Raw genomic sequence first — 16,775 nt, forward strand, 5'->3', positions numbered from 1 at the left:
ATAAGGCCGAAATCCCATGATCCGGGTTGATGCGGTTCGAGGGTCGAATATCCGGCCCGTGATGGTGTCATTGCTGGCTGTCTTGTCGCTACTTGTCGGGTGGGGCAATTCGCCCGCTTTGGCGCAGAGCGCCATGCGCTCCCCCAGCATCAATATCCCGTCGCGGGTTCCGACAATGCCGCGCATCGATCCGAACATTGCCGGGCGCGCGGTGACCGGATTGAACGGCAACAACATCCGTATTCAACCGTCTTGCACCGCAGCCGATCGCGACAACGGCAATTGCTCGGGGCAGGTGGCCACCGGAAGTAACGGCCGCAAGAGCACGAACAAGCCGGGCAATGTGTCGCTACAAACTTCGCTCGGCTCTCGCGCGATCGCGGGCGAGATCGTGGCCGAGATCGACGGCACACTGTCCGATGCGCAAATCGATGCCTTGGCACGGCGCCATGGCTTGAGACGGATTGGATCTCAAAGCTTTGAGCTGATCGGAGCCACCATTGGACTATTCCGCATCTCGGGCGGCAAGACGGTGGAGGCCGCAAGCGGCGAATTCGCTGGCGACGGCAGCGTTCGCTCGGTTCAGCCGAACTTTCGCTACATCCTCCAGGATCAGAGCGCAGGCTTGAGCGGAGGCGACCCCGCGCAATATGCGCTGTCGAAACTTCGCCTGCCGCAGGCGCATACGCTCGCCGACGGCGCCAATGTCACGATCGCGGTGATCGATTCCGGGATCGATCTCAAGCATCCCGAATTCGCCGGTGTCACGATCACGCCGTTTGATGCGCTTGACAGCAAGGATCGGCCGCACACCCACGGCACCGGCGTTGCCGGTGCGATCGTCGCCCATGTGCGGCTGATGGGAAGTGCACCAGCGGCGCATATCCTGGCGATCCGAGCTTTCGGCACATCCGGCAAAGCGCCGGAGAGCACTTCTTTTGCGATCCTCAAGGCGTTCGATCTTGCAGCCGCTCACGGCGCCCGGATCGTCAATATGAGTTTTGCCGGTCCGAAGGATGCGATCGTTGGACGCGGTCTTGCGGCGCTGGCCGCGCGGAATATCGTGATGGTCGCTGCCGCGGGCAATGCCGGCCCGAAATCGCCGCCGCTCTATCCCGCGGCGGATCCGAGTGTCATGGCGGTCAGCGCAACCGACGCCCAGGACAGACTGTTTGCCGCCTCGAACCGGGGCAGCTACATCGCGCTTGCCGCGCCAGGTGTCGATCTTTTCCTTCCCGCGCCCGACGACAAGTATCAGATCACCTCAGGCACGTCGTTTTCCTCGGCCTATATCAGCGGGCTTGCCGCGCTGGTCTTGCAACGTAATCCGGCGCTGAAGCCGGACGAGGTCCGCGCGATTTTGATGAAAACGGCGCGCGATATCGGTCCTCCCGGTCCGGACGGCCAGTTCGGCGCAGGCGAGGCGGATGCCTTTGCAGCCGTCTCCGCGGTCCCTGCGTCGTCGATGCCTGTGGCCGCAGCCTCCGAGAGGCCGGGCACGCCCGAAATGTCGCAGGCGACCAAAGACCAATCCAGGGACCAGTCCAAGGACCAATCCAAGGACCAATCCAAGGACCAATCGAAGGCCGAACCGGAGACCAGAGGCCTGCCGATGGCGACGATGGCGGCCGAGAAGCCCGCGGAGCGCGAATCCCGGCCGGATGTGGGCCAAACCAAGCCGTGAAATCCGCTCTCGCAGGCCTGAAGTGGGCTTGCGAAAAAAATTCCTTAACGAGCTTTGAACGTCCGCCGAACCTGTCGCGACCAACAATCGTGGGGAGCGGTCATCCCTCCCTTACAGCTATATCTGGCGCGAGCGCCCAACCACCCCAAGCGCCCATATGGCTTGACCCGTCCGGTTGTCCCCCCGGACGGGTCTTTCATTTCCAACAGGTCGTCTGATTACGGAGCGCGCTGCTTGCTGTTTCGACAAAGTTAGAAGCGCTAGACTTTGTCAGAGTTTTCCACAAAATATATCGGTCATGTTTGAGTGATTCGTACCGGTTGCGTCCGCGTCTTCCTCCTTGCGGGCAGATTTATGGCATCTCAAACGGACGTCGCCAAAGGCCGCGAAGTCGTCGCGCGCTGGTGCGATCTCGCTGAACAGCGGCTCAAATATCTCACCGAATTGTTCGACAGCGGACGATGGCGCCGTTTTCACAGCGAGAAGGCGTTTCTCGAGAATATTCGGGAGGCCAAGACGGCGGTGGAAACCTGGCGCGATCTGTTGTCTCGCGAGGCCTCGCGCGACAACAGGGCCATTGACCTGTCCTGGCTCGGACGCAGCGGAACGTCGCTGCCATTGAACGAGTTTCGGCGCGATCGCGTTGCGCTGCCGCGGGTCGCGAAAGTTCCGGTCGAGCCACAACAAAAGATTTCAATCCCTGTTGAAGACAAGCATATCGTGCGCCAAGCGCCTGCCGTCGAGCTGGCCGGGGAGGATACGTGGGCGGCAGTGCTGGATCTCGCGACGTTCGCGGCGCGCTATCCGCTGTTACGAAATACGCTGTAAGCCAAGCGGGCCGTCGTCTTCAAGGCAATTTCCGCACTTCATTCATCCCAACGGCTACTTGCGTAAATCGCGGCGCGCCTTCGGCGGCGAGATCCGGTGTGATCGGTCGCGCGTGATCGAGGCCAACCACCGCGCCGCGCGGGGTCTCGGAGATCATGTTGTTGTTGACGAGCGCGGTGCCGGCGCCTGGCGTCACCGAAACGCCGACACCGACGAAAGCGTTGCGGATCACATTGCCGGTGATCGCGACGTCACGCAGATATTTGCCCCAACCGGCGACGATCCCGAACGACGGCGCATTTTCGATCACGTTGCCCGAAACGCTGGTATCGGCTTCGACATAGATCCCGATGCCGCCGTCGTCGTCGGGCGCGGTGCCGATCGGCCGCTTCGCCAGGAGATTGCGGATGATGTTGCCTTGCACGACTGCAAGCCGTCCGCCTTCGTTGAAATTGCAGACGGAAACCCCGAGTGCTGCGCCATCCACGGTGTTGTTGGCGATCACGGCGCCTTCGAAGGCAAATTCAGAATAGAGCGCGACCTCGCGTACATCGCTGACGCTGTTGCCGGTGATCTGGATATTCGAGGCAGAATTGCCGCGCACCGCCGAGTAGTCGCAGTTCTTGATGCGGTTGCCGCGCACGATCACATTGCCGGCACGAAACGCGTTGATGGCGTTGCCATACTGGCCGGAGCCGCCGGGACCCGCCTTGATGTCCTCGATGCGATTATCGGCCACCAGCGTGCCGTCGTCGCCGATCGATGTGCGCAGGATTTCGATGCCGTTGTCGTTGGTATCCCGGATCGTGTTGCGCGTGACGATGAGGCCCTGCGCATCGAATGACGTGATCGCGGTGACGGCGATTTTGCTGATGATATTGCCGCTGATCTCGCCGGCGACATTCTCGAGCCAGATGCCGTTGCCGCCGCTGGCAACAATCTCGCAATCGGTGATGCGGACCTCGCGGCCAGCAAGGCAATGCACTAGACCGCGTCGGGCGGGCAGGGCAATGCCGCCACCGTCGATAACAAGTCCTTCGAGAGTGAGGCTGCTTGAGCCTTCGCTGGTTACCATCGATGGGCCGCCGGTAAAAACCAGCCGGGTTGCGCCGCGGACGCCGACAAGCTTCGAGCCGTTTGGCAGGCGAAGCTGACCTGTGCGATAGACACCGGGCGGTATCGCGAGCGGGGCTTGCGCGCGTGCGACTTCATCGATCGCCCGTTGCAGAATTTTGGTCTGGTCGTCGGGGCTGCCGGGGCGCAGGCCATATTGCGTGGCATCGCGCCCCAATACGGAAATCGGCTGGGCAGCCATTACCCGTGATGGCAGCGCCAGTGCGCCCGCGCCGGCGGCGGTGATCCCGAGGAGATGGCGACGGTTGACGTCCATGATCGTTTGATCCCGGCCGATAACGACCTGCGTTTGCGACCTCATAGGTAGCAAGAAAATGCACCGCCGCTGGGCACACGCGCCGCCCGCAGAACTCATTGTCAGGGTAGGGTTAATGCGGCTCTGCGCCTTGCACGATCGCCCTGCGCGTCAGCTTCACCAGTTCCAGCAGCATGGCTTCGCCGGCATCGACCAGTTGCTCCAGCGTGACGTCAGATGTCGCGTCGAATGCGGTGCCGTCGCGTGCAATCAGGGGAACGTGAATGAACGACGCCAGCGCCGGTCCGGCGGGCTGTTGCGTCGCCTCAATCGCGCGCCAGCTCAGGTAGTTGCAGAGATAGGCTCCAGCATCGCGCGAAAGCCGCGCATCGATACCGGTGGTGCGTGCGGCGTGAAGCAGGTTTGCCGTGTGTGGGCCGAACGGCCTGGCATCGGCGCCGTGCACGATTGATGTCTTTTGCGCGCGAATGCCGTCCGCGTCCGGTAGATGCGTGGTGACGGCGTTGCGTGCCCGCGTCTCGACCCGCAGATGGGCGGTGCGGCTGGCAAGCCCGAACATCAACAACGCGTGCGGATTTAATCGCGCGATCAGCTCGGGCAACTCGCGATCGACCGTTTGATAGGTGACATGGAAAATATGCCCAGTCAGCTTGACGCTGTCGAGCGCCGGACGGCGCAGTTGTGTCAGCCGTTTCACCAGCGGTTCGGTCGGATTGAAAGATGCACCGGGAAACGGGCCAAAGCCGGTCACGAGGATCCGCAATCCCTCGCTCATCGCAGCATTTCCGCGATCTGTTCTGCGGCGAGCGCGGGCGAGATGCGGCCACCGGCCACCTCGGTTTCGATCCGCTTTACCTTGGCGCGTACCGACGCATCAGCGCGCAGCCGTGCCATGGTCAGCTGGTCGAACATCGACCACATCCATTTCACTTGCTGGTCCCGCCGGCGCACATCGAATTCGCCCGATGCGTTCATGGCGGTGCGGTGGTCGAGAATTTTTTGCCATATCGTGTCGATGCCGGCGCCGGTCAGCGCCGAATAGGTTAGGACCGGCGGATGCCAGTGTTCCGAACGCGGGGTGAGGATGTGCAGCGCGCCGCGATACTCGCCTGCCGCCAGATTGGCGCGTTTGATGTTGTCGCCGTCGGCCTTGTTGACCGCGATCATGTCGGCAAGTTCGACCAGGCCCTTCTTGATGCCTTGCAACTCGTCACCCGCACCGGGCAGCATCAGCGCCAGGAAAAAATCGGTCATGTCACAGACGGCGGTTTCGGATTGCCCGATACCGACGGTCTCCACCAGCACGACGTCGAAGCCGGCCGCTTCGCACAGCAACATCGCCTCGCGCGTTTTCGCAGCCACCCCGCCGAGCGTGCCGGAAGCGGGCGAGGGACGGATATAGGCGTTGTTGGAAGACGACAGCCGCGCCATTCGGGTTTTGTCGCCGAGAATGGAGCCGCCGGTGCGGGCGGAAGACGGATCTACGGCGAGGACGGCGACCTTGTGTCCGCGCTCGATCAGGAACATGCCGAGCGCATCGATGGTGGTGGATTTGCCGACGCCCGGCGAGCCAGTGATGCCGACCCGGATCGCCTTGCCGGTCTCACGCAACAGCGCCTGGACCAGGTCGCGTGCCGCCGCCTGATGATCGCTTCGCCTACTCTCGATCAGCGTGATCGCGCGCGCCAGCGCCGCGCGGTGGCCTGAGCGGAGATCGTTGGCAATGGTCTTGATGTCGAGCGGGGCATTCTTCGGCAAGGGCATGCCCTGCTTTACAACGGCTGATCAAGCGAGGCGAGGGGAAGCACTACTCCGCGGCCTCGCTGTGTCCCAATCTTGCATTCAGCTTGTGGATGAGTTCTTCGGCGGCGTCGGAGATGACGGTGCCCGGCGGGAAGATCGCTTCCGCTCCGGCCTTATATAGTTCGTCGTAGTCCTGCGGCGGCACCACGCCGCCGACGATGATCATGATGTCCTCACGGCCTTGCTTTTTCAGTGCGGCCTTGAGCTCGGGTACGGCGGTGAGATGGGCTGCCGCCAGCGACGACACGCCCAGAATATGCACATCGTTCTCCACCGCCTGACGCGCGGCTTCATCGGCGGTCGCAAATAACGGCCCGATATCGACGTCAAACCCGACGTCGGCAAAGGCCGATGCAATCACCTTCTGGCCGCGGTCGTGGCCGTCCTGACCGATCTTGGCGACCAGAATGCGCGGCCTTCGGCCTTCCGCTTCCTCGAAGGCATCGATCAGCGCCTGCACCCTCTCGACGCGGTTGGACATGGTGGACGCCTCCCGTTTGTAGACGCCGGTGATGGATCTGATCTCGGCGCGGTGGCGGCCGAACACCTTTTCCATCGCGTCGGAAATTTCGCCGACGGTCGCCTTGGCCCGTGCGGCTTCGATCGCAAGCGCCAGCAGATTGCCGCTGCCTTCGCCGGCCGAGCGCGTGATCGCAGCGAGCCTCTCATCGACTGTCTTTTGGCTGCGTTCACCCCTCAGCCGTTTCAGCTTGTCGATCTGGAGCCGCCGGACATTGGAATTGTCGACTTTGAGAATATCGATCGGAGTTTCGTCGATCGGCTTATACTTGTTGACGCCGATCACGGCCTGCTTGCCGGCGTCGATCCGCGCCTGCGTCTTGGCGGAGGCCTCTTCGATCCGAAGTTTGGGAACGCCGGCCTCGATCGCCTTCGCCATGCCGCCGAGTTCTTCGACTTCCTGGATATGGCCCCAGGCTTTGGCGGCGAGGTCGCGGGTGAGCCGCTCGACGTAATACGATCCGCCCCAGGGATCGATGATGCGGGTGGTGCCGCTTTCCTGTTGCAGGAACAGCTGCGTGTTGCGGGCAATTCGCGCCGAGAAGTCGGTCGGCAGCGCCAGCGCCTCGTCAAGCGCGTTGGTGTGCAGCGACTGGGTGTGGCCTTGCGTTGCGGCCATCGCCTCGATCGTGGTGCGCATCACGTTGTTGAAGACATCCTGCGCGGTCAGCGACCAGCCCGAGGTCTGGCAATGGGTGCGCAACGACAGGGAGCGGGGGTCTTTCGGATTGAACGGTTTCAGCAGCTTCGCCCACAACAGCCGTGCGGCGCGCATCTTGGCGACTTCCATGAAGAAGTTCATGCCGATCGCCCAGAAGAACGACAGCCGCGGCGCGAAGCGATCGACGTCGAGCCCCGCCTTCAGTCCGGCGCGCAAATATTCGACGCCGTCGGCGAGCGTGTAGGCGAGTTCGAGGTCTTGCGTGGCGCCGGCTTCCTGCATGTGATAGCCGGAAATCGAAATTGAGTTGTATTTCGGCATCCGCTGCGAAGTATAGGCGAAGATGTCGGAGATGATCCGCATCGAGGGCGTCGGCGGATAGATATAGGTGTTGCGCACCATGAATTCTTTCAGAATGTCGTTCTGAATGGTGCCCGACAATTTTTCCGGCGGCACGCCCTGTTCCTCGGCCGCCGCCACGAACAGCGCCAGTATCGGCAGCACCGCGCCGTTCATGGTCATCGACACGCTCATCTGGTCGAGCGGAATGCCGGCAAACAGCGTGCGCATGTCGTAGATCGAATCGATCGCCACGCCCGCCATGCCGACGTCGCCGGCAACACGCGGATGATCGGAATCGTAACCGCGATGGGTGGCGAGATCGAAGGCGACCGAAAGGCCCTTCTGGCCGGCGGCGAGATTGCGGCGATAGAAGGCGTTGGAGTCTTCCGCCGTCGAGAAGCCGGCATATTGCCGGACCGTCCAGGGCTGGTTGACATACATGGTCGGGTAGGGGCCGCGCAGGAAGGGCGCGATGCCGGGCCAAGTCTCGAGGAAGTCGATGCCTTCGAGGTCGGCTTCGCCATACGCAGGCTTGACCGGAATGCCTTCAGGCGTCAGCCACGGATCGGCGTTGCCGGTCGTCGCCGCAGTAGCGACAGGCTCGAAGGCGACGGTGCTAAAATCAGGAATGCCGCTCATTCCTCTCTTCCTCAAACTGACGGTTCCTCTCGATCAATCTCTGAAGGTTCTTCTTATACACCGGATCATCAAATCCTTTGTTTTGGGTTTGCATGGCTCCCGAGAATGACCGCGCAAAGCCGACGAGCGCCAGTGCCATAAGGCCCTCGAAGGGCGTGAAAATAACCCACAGCAGGACCTCCAACAGCCAGAACGGGCTTCCGCATTTATCACGTTCGGAGCGTCTCGTAAGCTGTTGGAATACCTTAATCATGGTCCGGGTGCTGGTGGCTGACGATACCGTTAAGCTTTTCCTGCCCGTAGTTTTGCAGCGTGGTTTGGCTGCGCAAGTTCGCAATGGCGACCACCCAGCCGAGCCGGGATTCGGTGCCATATTGCCGGATCGGGACCAGCCGGTCCGGCCGGTCGAAGGCGCCGGTCATGATCTCGATGCGGGGGCCATCGATGCGGCGGAAGCTCAAAGGCGTGCCGCAATCCCGGCAAAAATCGCGCTCGGCGATCGAGGAGGAACGGAACGCGGCCGGTTCGCCGCGGGTCCAGGCAAAATCGCTTTTTTCGATTTCGGCCAAAGAGGCGAAGGGTGCGCCGGACGCTTTCTGGCACATTCGGCAATGGCAGATGCTGACCTTGGTCGGTGGCGCGGACAGGGCAAAGCGGATCGCGCCGCATTGGCACCCACCGGTCAGAACAGGCTTTGCCATCGTGGTCATGCCGTCTCCGCGAACTGGTGGGCCTTCTGCAATGCGGCCAATGCGTCGCCGCCGGCAAGGATGAACTCGTTAACGCCCGCTGCCCGCAAGTCTTGCTCCTGCTCAGCCGCGCCGCCTGCAAGATAGATATGTTTGGCACCGGCCGCGTGAAGGGCCTTCGCAGCATCTTCCGCGCGTTCGGCATAGATCTTGTCGGACGAACAGATGCAGACGAGCGCAGCGCCCGAAGCCCTGAAGGCGGCGGGGAGCGCCGCCGGATCGGTACTGCCTTCTGAGGCGATCGCCTCGATGCCTCCAGTCTCGAAGAAGCTCTTGGCAAAAGTCGCGCGGGCGGTGAAATCGGCAGCCGTGCCGAGGTTCGCGAGGAAGACCCTGGGTCTTGTCCCTTTCACTTTCAGGAGTTCGTCGGAACGGTCGCGCAAATGTTCGAAGGGTGCGGCAAGCCGCATTGGAGACAACGCATCGAATGTTATTTTGGCATCGTCCGACGGCGGCTCGAAGATTTTTACGTTCAAGACGGCGACCTGGGCTTCGTCGAGGTTCGGAAACGCAGTGGCGCCGGTCAGTTCTTGCTTCCGCCGTGCGATGTTGGTTTCGCGCATCGCGCGGGTCGCCGCAACTTTGTGCTGGATCAGGTTTTGTTCGAGGGCGGCGAACACGCCGCCGGCCTTTTCGATGTCCTGAAACAACGTCCATGCCGCTTCGCAAAGGGCCTGCGTCAGGCTTTCGATGCCGCCGGAGCCGGCGGCGGGATCGGATACTTTTGCCAGATTGGATTCTTCGAGCAGAACAAGTTGCGTGTTGCGGGCGACGCGCCGCGCGAACGCATCCGACAATCCGAGCGCCAGCGTATGCGGGAGTACGGTGATCGCATCCGCGCCGGCCAATCCAGCGGCAAAACTCGCCATCGTGGCCCGCAGCATGTTCACGTAGGGATCACGCTGGGTCAGCATTCGCCATGCGGTTTCGGCGGCGACGAAGGTCGGCTTGGGCGCAAGGCCACAGGCTGATTCAATCCGGGCCCACAACAGACGCAGCGCGCGGAATTTCGCCATCGTCAGGAACTGGTCGGCGTCGGCGGCCAGCCTGAACGAAATCGCCGTGCGGGCAACATCGAGACCGATGCCGCCGTCCTCGAGCATCCGCAAGTAAGCGACGGCCAGCGACAGCGCGAACGCCAGTTCCTGGACTTCCGAGCCGCCCGCGTCGTGGACCGCCCGTCCGTCGGCCAACACAAAGGGACCGCGAAAACCCCGCTTCATCAGCCCGCCGACCACGCCGGCAAACGGCTTGGCCATCTCGCTCCATGCGGCCGGGGCGCGGCCTCGTACCGCCATGGTGCTCAGCGCCTGATAATTGAAACGCAGGTCGACCCTGGACGGATCGACGCGCCGTTGTTCGATCAACGCAGCGAACGTCTCGCCGGCATTGCCCCGTCCGATCACCGGATGAAGCGCGATCGAAATCCCCGCATCGACGAAGATGCCGTCAAACAGCCGCTTCAACGTTTCCGGCGCGGCGTCGACGACGCCAAAGCCGCGGGTACCGGGTCCGCCGGCAAATTCGATCTCGAGTCCGTTGGCGCCGTTCTCGAGCTCGTGGATCGCCATCGCATTGGCCGCCGCTGGATCCGGATGATCGATCCGTTGCATGATCTGCCAGGGCACAGCCGCAGCCCGGCCGGCGATCGGCGCACCATCGCGGGCGCGGCGATAAATCGGCTCGATCGTCAGCCCGTCGTAGGTTTTGCCGACAAGCTTCTCGAACGGGGCGCCTTTCAGGACGCCATCAACCAGCTTGCGCCAATCCTCATAAGTGGCAGGCGCAAAATCCGCAGCCAGGGTTGGTTCTTCGGATGGGTTCATTTCCAGGACGCTGTCATTGCCTGCCGAAATTGCCACGGGCGAGCCGCCAAGCCAAACACTGTTTTGAGCTCAAGCAAGTGCGGCGAATTTGAAGTTCCTATCAGTTTCGCTGCAAGTACGTTATAGAAACTTCAAATTCAAAGCCGCACTAGAAACCCATATTTACTAGAGCTCCTTTGATTCCGAAGTTCGCATCAGAGGCCGCCGCAATAGCTTGCAAACTTCGGAATCGGAGCTCTAGTGCCCACTTTCCGAAGTTCGTGCTCCATCGCAGCGCCCACCGTCACGAACTTCGGAAAGTCGTGGGCACTAGCAAACGTATTAATTTAGTACCGTTTATCGATCTGAAGCCCCTGATCGAACTCGCCGCTTGCGTTGCAGGGACTTCAGATCGGCAGTACTAGCAGGCTGTTGAAGAACTCAGCCGCGTTCGCAAAACTAGCCTGATGTCCATTTCGATGATGCGCCAGCAGCCGGCAAAGGCTTTGGCGAAGCCGAGCACCTGGGCCATCAGCAGGTCTCCGCTATCAGCTTGGGCAGCCGCACCAGATTGTAGGCGGCGGCAGCGAAGGTAAAAGCCCATCCGACGCGTTCACGGCCACGGAACCTGGACTTCTCTTGCCCGGCGATCGTCTTGATCCAGCCGAATGCCTCCTCGATGCGCTTGCGGATGCGCTGGCTGACGGCGTAGCCGCCGTGCCGGGTCGTTCGCCCATCAATCGCAGAACTGCGGCCGCTGGTGTTCTGCGCAACATGCGCCGTCACCTTCATCGAGCGCAATTCGTTGACGAAGTCTTCTGCGTCGTAGGCTTTGTCGGCGCCAAGCGTGATCGCCGTCGGTCGGTCGGCACGAGGCTCGATCATGTGCAGCGCAGCCACCCGCTCGGCATGCCCGTCAGCCAGTGTCAGGCAAGCGTCGACCAGCAGGCCATGACGGTTCTCCATCAACCCATGCCCGATGAAGCAAAGCCTCGTCTCCTTGCCTTTGCCCTTGCGATAGAGCCTGGCATCGGGATCGGTGGTCGAAGCATGGGTATCGTTCGAGCGTTTCTGGCCATGGAAGTCCGCTTCGGCATTGCGCCCGCCGCCTGGCGCCGGCGGCTCGCCAGAGCCGTCCTTTGGCTTGACGCTCTTCATCGAGGCCCAGGCTTCGATCAGCGTACCATCGACCGAGAAGTGATCGCTCGACAGAAGCTTCTTCACTTTGGACTGCGCCAGCACCGCCGCCAGGAACTCGGCCGCGATGTCGCCTTCCAGCAGCCGATCGCGGTTCTTCGAGAACACCGAATGATCCCAGGCCGCATCGTCGACGCCGATTCCGACGAACCAGCGGAACAGCAGATCGTATTCCAGCCGCTCCATCAAAAGCCGCTCCGAGCGGATGGAATAAAACGCCTGCAACAGCATCGCACGCAGCAGCTTCTCCGGCGGGATCGACGGCCGCCCAATCGGCGAATACAGCCCGGCAAACTCACGCTCCAGCGCCGAAAGCGCCTCGTTCACGATCGTCCGGATCGCTCGCAGCGGATGATCCCGCCGTACCCGCGCCTCCAGGTCAACGTAGCTGAACAACTTGCCCGTTCTATTGTCGCTGCCTCGCACCTGCCATCTCCGAATCTCGTCGGAGCTAATGAATCACGGTCAACAGCTCGAGGCCAGACGCCCTTTTTCAACAACCTGCTAGGTCGGGCAGGCGCTCAATTCCTTCAGTCGATAGCGCGGCCAATGCGGAAGCGACGCTGCGGCCGCCGATCACACGGTCCGGCGACATCTCGGCCAGCGGCACCAGCACGAAAGCACGCTCGAACAAACGGGGGTGGGGCAGTGTCAGTTCCGGCTTCTCGATCGACACGTCGTCATAGGCGATCAGGTCGAGGTCGAGTGTCCGCGGTCCCCAGCGTTGTTCTTTGGCGCGGTCGCGGCCGAATTTGGCTTCGATCTTGTGCAACGTGAACAACAGCGCGTGAGGGTCGAGGGGCGTGTCAATTTCGATGCAGGCATTGATGAACGGTGCCTGTTCCACCTCCCCCCATGGCGGGGTGGTGTAATCGGAAGAGCGCGCCAGAAGGGCCGCTTGCGTCATGCCGCAGATATTGGCGATCGCTTTTTGAAACGTCGCGCGGACATCGCCGACATTGCCGCCGAGCGCGATCACAGCGTGAGCCATCAGAGCGTGATCCGAAAAAGTGGGAACCGGTTTTTCGAACAGATCATAACCGATTTTAGAGCTTCCGTGTCCGGGTGAGCACCACGCCGACGTCATCGAAGATCGCGGCGATCGGTGCGTGCGGTTTGTGAACGGTGACCTCGACGGCGCTGATTTTCGGAAATGCGGTCAACACGGCATCGGCAACGGCGCCCGCTGCCCGTTCGAGCAATTTGTAGTTGGCGTCCTTGAACGCATTCGTCGCGGTGGCCACCACGTTGGAATAGGAGACGGTGTCGGCCAGGCGATCGGTGCGCGAGGATTCCGAAAGGTCGGCTGATAGTTCGAGGTCGATGACGAAGCGTTGGCCGACCTCGGTTTCGTGGTCCATGACCCCATGGCGAGCATGGATGACAATGCCGCTAATGAAGATCGTATCGCTCATTGCTTGTCCCAGATGGCTGTGGCCACACGCAAAGCCTGCACGGTTTCCGGCACGTCATGGGTCCGGATGATCCGCGCGCCCGCTTTGGTGGCTATCAAATGCGCGGCGATCGAGCCGCCAAGCCGCTGATCCGGCTCGGACGGCGACACCGTTGCGATGAAGCGTTTGCGCGACGCGCCGACCAGAAGCGGGAGCTCAAAGGGTTTGAGCTGCGATAACCGGGCCAGCACCGTCATGCTCTGCTCTTGCGTCTTGCCGAAACCGATGCCTGGATCCAGCGCGATATGTTGGCGCGAAATGCCGGCCTTTGTTGCGATCTCTATCGAACGCGAAAAGAATTCGGCAATGTCTTCCATAATGTCGATGTCGGGATCGGCGCGATCGCGATTGTGCATGATCACGACCGGACAACGCCGCTCCGCAATCAGCTTTGCCATATTCGGATCGCTTTGCAGGCCCCAGACATCGTTGGCGATGGCCGCGCCATGATCCAGCGCCCAGGCGACGACCGACGACTTCATGCTGTCGATCGATACGGGAATTCCAAGAGAGACGACGTCGGCCAGGATTGGCTGCAAGCGCCGAATTTCTTCGTCGGCCGAGACCGGTTGCGAACCGTAAGGCCGCGTTGACTCGGCGCCGATGTCGATGATGTCGGCGCCCTCGGCGACCATGCGCCTGGCTTGAGCGAGCCCGCTTTCCGGCGCAAGGAAACGCCCGCCGTCCGAGAAGGAATCCGGCGTGATATTCAAAACCCCCATCACCAACGGATATGGTCGGGACAGCCGTTCGGGCCAGGTCCGATGATCCGCCGAGGTGGCCGCGGGGGCGGTTCCGGGCGAGGTCGCGATCATGCGGTGGCTTTGCGCGGTCGGCGTCGGGGAGTCAAGAGAGCGGTCGCAGAGGGCGCGGGTCCCAGCGGCCGAAGCGATCGCGTCCGGTTGAAAATTAAGGGATCAGTAAGTGATCTTGGGCTGAAGCTTCCGCGCCTTGGCGATCAACTGCTCGACGGACTTTTCGGAAGGCAGGATCCGGACCAGCTTGCGCCTGATATTCACTTCTTTCATATTCTGCGCCAGCCGCGACGGGTTTCGAAGGGCGAGTTCGCGAACAGTCGGCACGCCGGCGGCACGCACCAATCCGACCTTGGCCCTGCCCATGCCCGGAATCCGCATGTAGTCGGAAAAATTCGCCCATTCAAGCAACTGCTGTTCGCTGATGCCCGTCTTGGCCGCAAGGACTTTGCGTCCTTTCACGGTTCGCGCCGCCTCCAGCAGGCGGTCCGTGGTGCGAATGCCCAGCGATTTCAGTTTGGTAGCTGCGAAAGAGGGAAGGCCATCAATCTCGGAAATAGGATATGTCATGACTTTTCGATGTGAAATTGTTTCAAGCGAATTGATTGAGGCCGGGGGTCCCCGCAATGATCGCGCCCATCTGATCCTCCCCGATTTTGTCTCGGCCAAACCGGAAAAGTTCGCGCGCGACATTTTGGATGTCGTGGACACCCAGGCCCAATCCCATCAGCCGGGTACCAACGGCCATCAGACCGCCGCCCATCAACTTTGATAGGCCACCACTTTTCTCTGACGCCGAGATTGCCGTTTCTGCTCCGGGAATCTTGTCGATCAAGGCCTGAACCTTGTCGTGAGGTCCTTCGCGGCGAAGGAAACCTAGAATGATACCGATGGTCTTTTCGGCCACGGCGTCTTCGATGCCGGCCTTTGCGGCCAGCCACCCTGTCAGCTCGTCCATTGCGCCCCGTCCTCAGGCCAGCTTATCCGCCGGACCCGTGCTCGCGATTTATCTTGATCTTCTGCGAGACGAATTACAAGCGACCACCGCCATCGTTCGTGTGAATCGCATCGCAAGTGTTGCAGCAATGCAAGAGCAAGCGACGATTTCGCACCTTGACGGATGAGTTTCGTTCCAAAATCGATGACGCGCAGCGACAAAACCGTTGAACGCACGTTCATCGCAACGTGTTTCCGATAACTACGCGTTCGCTGAAGGTTTCAATCGGCTTGCAACATGCTTTATATATGGGGCGCTTGGACTGTGCGATGTGCACAACAAAGGCGATGCAATGGCGATACCCGATATCCAGACCGCTGATACCGTTGAAAAGATTTTTATCGGCAAGGGCGAGCAACCGGCATGGTTGACACTTGCTCTTGCCAATCGGCATGGGCTGGTGACAGGCGCGACCGGAACGGGAAAGACCGTCTCGTTGCAGGTGATGGCCGAAGGGTTTGCGCGTGCCGGCGTTCCCGTGTTCGCGGCCGACATCAAGGGAGACCTGTCCGGCATCTCGGAAGTCGGTGAGGCCAAGGATTTTATCATCAAGCGGGCGCAGGATATGGGTCTTGTTTTCCAGGCCGATCAGTTTTCAACGGTGTTTTGGGATGTCTTCGGCGAGCAGGGCCATCCGGTGCGCGCCACCGTCTCCGAAATGGGACCGCTGTTGCTGTCGCGCATGATGGACCTGAACGATGTTCAGGAAGGCGTGATGAATATCGCTTTCAAGGTCGCGGACGAGCAGGGGCTACTGCTTCTCGACATGAAAGACCTGCGTGCGATCCTGACGTTCATCGCCGAGCATGCCGGCGAATTGACCACTCAATATGGAAATGTTTCGAAGCAGACGGTGGGGACCATCCAGCGTCAGCTTCTGGTGCTGGAAAACCAGGGCGGCGACAAGTTTTTCGGCGAACCGGCGCTGGACCTGAAGGACTTCATGCGAACCGATCGCGACGGCCGGGGCATGGTCAACATTCTGGTTGCGGACAAGTTGATGCAGAGCCCGAGACTGTACGCGACCTTCCTGTTGTGGATGTTGTCGGAACTGTTCGAGCAGTTGCCGGAAGCCGGCGATCCCCCCAAACCGAAGCTCGTGTTCTTCTTCGACGAAGCTCATCTACTGTTCAACGACGCGCCGAAAGCGCTGATGGAAAAGATCGAGCAGGTGGTGCGGCTGATCCGCTCGAAAGGCGTCGGGGTTTATTTCGTCACGCAAAATCCGATCGACGTGCCCGACAAGGTGCTTGCCCAATTGGGAAACCGTGTGCAGCACGCACTTCGTGCCTTCACGCCGCGGGATCAGAAGGCGGTTACAGCGGCGGCCGAGACCTTTCGTCCCAATCCGAAGCTCGATACTGCCCAAGTGATCATGCAACTGGGCAAGGGCGAGGCGCTGGTGTCGTTCCTCGAAGGCAATGGCATTCCGGCCGTGGTCGAACGCGTCATGGTCCGGCCGCCGACCGCGCGGATCGGGCCGATCACGCCGGAGGAACGCAAATCCATCATCGACAATAGCCCGGTGAAGGGAAAATACGACACCACGATCGATTCCGAATCCGCCTATGAGATCTTGCAGAAGCGGGTCGCCGGAGCGGGCGGTGGTGGAAGCGGTGGAATACTGGGGCAGATCGGCGCCATCGTCGGCACGATTTTCGGCACCAGCACGCCGCGCAACAGGCTATCGACCGGCCAGGTCATCGCCCGCAACGTCACCCGCTCTGTTACCAATCAAGTGGTCGGCGGGGTGGTCGCCGATCTCGGCAAGTCGGTAGGTGGATCGATCGGCGGTTCGGTCGGCCGCGCCATCGTGCGCGGTGCGCTAGGCGGACTGCTGCGGCGATAGTAACTAGTGGAGTGGATTTGACATTCGCGATGGGATGCGAATGTTAGAATCGGACCACTGAGCAGTGTGATTTTTCTTCAACTTTCAGAAAGTGACGCGTTTT

The 16,775-nt window shown here is 61.2% G+C and carries 16 protein-coding genes; 3 read left to right on the top strand and 13 right to left on the bottom strand.

The window, feature by feature from the left end:
* The first annotated feature begins 16 nt into the window (after positions 1 to 16).
* Together ABSE61_RS07060 and ABSE61_RS07065 are read left to right on the top strand one after the other, a co-directional pair.
* Positions 17 to 1,684: a S8 family serine peptidase gene (locus tag ABSE61_RS07060; RefSeq protein ID WP_423870375.1), complete on the top strand. Its 1,668-nt coding sequence runs from the start codon at positions 17 to 19 to the stop codon at positions 1,682 to 1,684.
* A gap of 354 nt (positions 1,685 to 2,038) precedes the next feature.
* Complete coding sequence (locus ABSE61_RS07065) at positions 2,039 to 2,512, top strand: TIGR03809 family protein (RefSeq protein ID WP_423870376.1); 474 nt, start codon at positions 2,039 to 2,041, stop codon at positions 2,510 to 2,512.
* A gap of 19 nt (positions 2,513 to 2,531) precedes the next feature.
* Here ABSE61_RS07065 and ABSE61_RS07070 read toward each other — a convergent pair whose 3' ends face one another.
* From ABSE61_RS07070 to ABSE61_RS07130, 13 genes are all read right to left on the bottom strand, one after another.
* Complete coding sequence (locus tag ABSE61_RS07070) at positions 2,532 to 3,902, bottom strand: TIGR03808 family TAT-translocated repetitive protein (RefSeq protein ID WP_423870377.1); 1,371 nt, start codon at positions 3,900 to 3,902, stop codon at positions 2,532 to 2,534.
* A gap of 112 nt (positions 3,903 to 4,014) precedes the next feature.
* Positions 4,015 to 4,677, bottom strand: a complete 663-nt coding sequence (locus ABSE61_RS07075; RefSeq protein WP_423870378.1) for a pyroglutamyl-peptidase I — start codon at positions 4,675 to 4,677, stop codon at positions 4,015 to 4,017.
* Positions 4,674 to 5,660 carry a methylmalonyl Co-A mutase-associated GTPase MeaB gene (meaB, locus tag ABSE61_RS07080; RefSeq protein ID WP_423870379.1) on the bottom strand — a complete coding sequence of 329 codons (987 nt, stop codon included), beginning with the start codon at positions 5,658 to 5,660 and terminating at the stop codon, positions 4,674 to 4,676. The genes ABSE61_RS07075 and meaB overlap by 4 nt, the downstream gene beginning before the upstream one ends.
* Before the next feature lie 49 nt (positions 5,661 to 5,709).
* The gene (scpA, locus tag ABSE61_RS07085; protein WP_423870380.1) at positions 5,710 to 7,866 is read right to left on the bottom strand and encodes a methylmalonyl-CoA mutase; all 2,157 of its coding nucleotides are present in this window, start codon (positions 7,864 to 7,866) and stop codon (positions 5,710 to 5,712) included.
* Positions 7,850 to 8,119, bottom strand: coding sequence for a hypothetical protein (locus tag ABSE61_RS07090; protein ID WP_423870381.1), 270 nt, complete (start codon positions 8,117 to 8,119; stop codon positions 7,850 to 7,852). The genes scpA and ABSE61_RS07090 overlap by 17 nt, the downstream gene beginning before the upstream one ends.
* Positions 8,112 to 8,576, bottom strand: a complete 465-nt coding sequence (locus ABSE61_RS07095; RefSeq protein WP_423870382.1) for a GFA family protein — start codon at positions 8,574 to 8,576, stop codon at positions 8,112 to 8,114. The genes ABSE61_RS07090 and ABSE61_RS07095 overlap by 8 nt, the downstream gene beginning before the upstream one ends.
* The gene (locus ABSE61_RS07100; protein WP_423870439.1) at positions 8,573 to 10,441 is read right to left on the bottom strand and encodes a methylmalonyl-CoA mutase family protein; all 1,869 of its coding nucleotides are present in this window, start codon (positions 10,439 to 10,441) and stop codon (positions 8,573 to 8,575) included. The genes ABSE61_RS07095 and ABSE61_RS07100 overlap by 4 nt, the downstream gene beginning before the upstream one ends.
* A gap of 510 nt (positions 10,442 to 10,951) precedes the next feature.
* A complete protein-coding gene (locus ABSE61_RS07105) occupies positions 10,952 to 12,043 on the bottom strand; it encodes an IS5 family transposase (RefSeq protein ID WP_423870383.1) in 1,092 nt (363 codons plus the stop codon).
* 67 nt (positions 12,044 to 12,110) lie between these two features.
* Positions 12,111 to 12,608, bottom strand: coding sequence for a 2-amino-4-hydroxy-6-hydroxymethyldihydropteridine diphosphokinase (gene folK, locus ABSE61_RS07110; protein ID WP_423870384.1), 498 nt, complete (start codon positions 12,606 to 12,608; stop codon positions 12,111 to 12,113).
* A 55-nt stretch (positions 12,609 to 12,663) separates the two neighbouring features.
* Positions 12,664 to 13,032 carry a dihydroneopterin aldolase gene (folB, locus tag ABSE61_RS07115; protein ID WP_423870385.1) on the bottom strand — a complete coding sequence of 123 codons (369 nt, stop codon included), beginning with the start codon at positions 13,030 to 13,032 and terminating at the stop codon, positions 12,664 to 12,666.
* Complete coding sequence (folP, locus tag ABSE61_RS07120; protein ID WP_423870386.1) at positions 13,029 to 13,886, bottom strand: dihydropteroate synthase; 858 nt, start codon at positions 13,884 to 13,886, stop codon at positions 13,029 to 13,031. The genes folB and folP overlap by 4 nt, the downstream gene beginning before the upstream one ends.
* A 102-nt stretch (positions 13,887 to 13,988) precedes the next feature.
* The gene (locus tag ABSE61_RS07125) at positions 13,989 to 14,396 is read right to left on the bottom strand and encodes a DUF4332 domain-containing protein (RefSeq protein ID WP_423870387.1); all 408 of its coding nucleotides are present in this window, start codon (positions 14,394 to 14,396) and stop codon (positions 13,989 to 13,991) included.
* A gap of 22 nt (positions 14,397 to 14,418) precedes the next feature.
* Positions 14,419 to 14,784, bottom strand: coding sequence for a DUF2267 domain-containing protein (locus tag ABSE61_RS07130; protein WP_423870388.1), 366 nt, complete (start codon positions 14,782 to 14,784; stop codon positions 14,419 to 14,421).
* Positions 14,785 to 15,115: 331 nt separating this feature from the next.
* Between ABSE61_RS07130 and ABSE61_RS07135 the strand changes: the two genes are divergently transcribed.
* On the top strand, positions 15,116 to 16,672 hold the full coding sequence (locus tag ABSE61_RS07135) for a helicase HerA-like domain-containing protein (RefSeq protein ID WP_423870440.1): 1,557 nt from the start codon (positions 15,116 to 15,118) through the stop codon (positions 16,670 to 16,672).
* The last annotated feature ends 103 nt before the right edge of the window (positions 16,673 to 16,775 follow it).

The organism is Bradyrhizobium sp. (assembly GCF_049519115.1).
Lineage (GTDB): Bacteria > Pseudomonadota > Alphaproteobacteria > Rhizobiales > Xanthobacteraceae > Bradyrhizobium.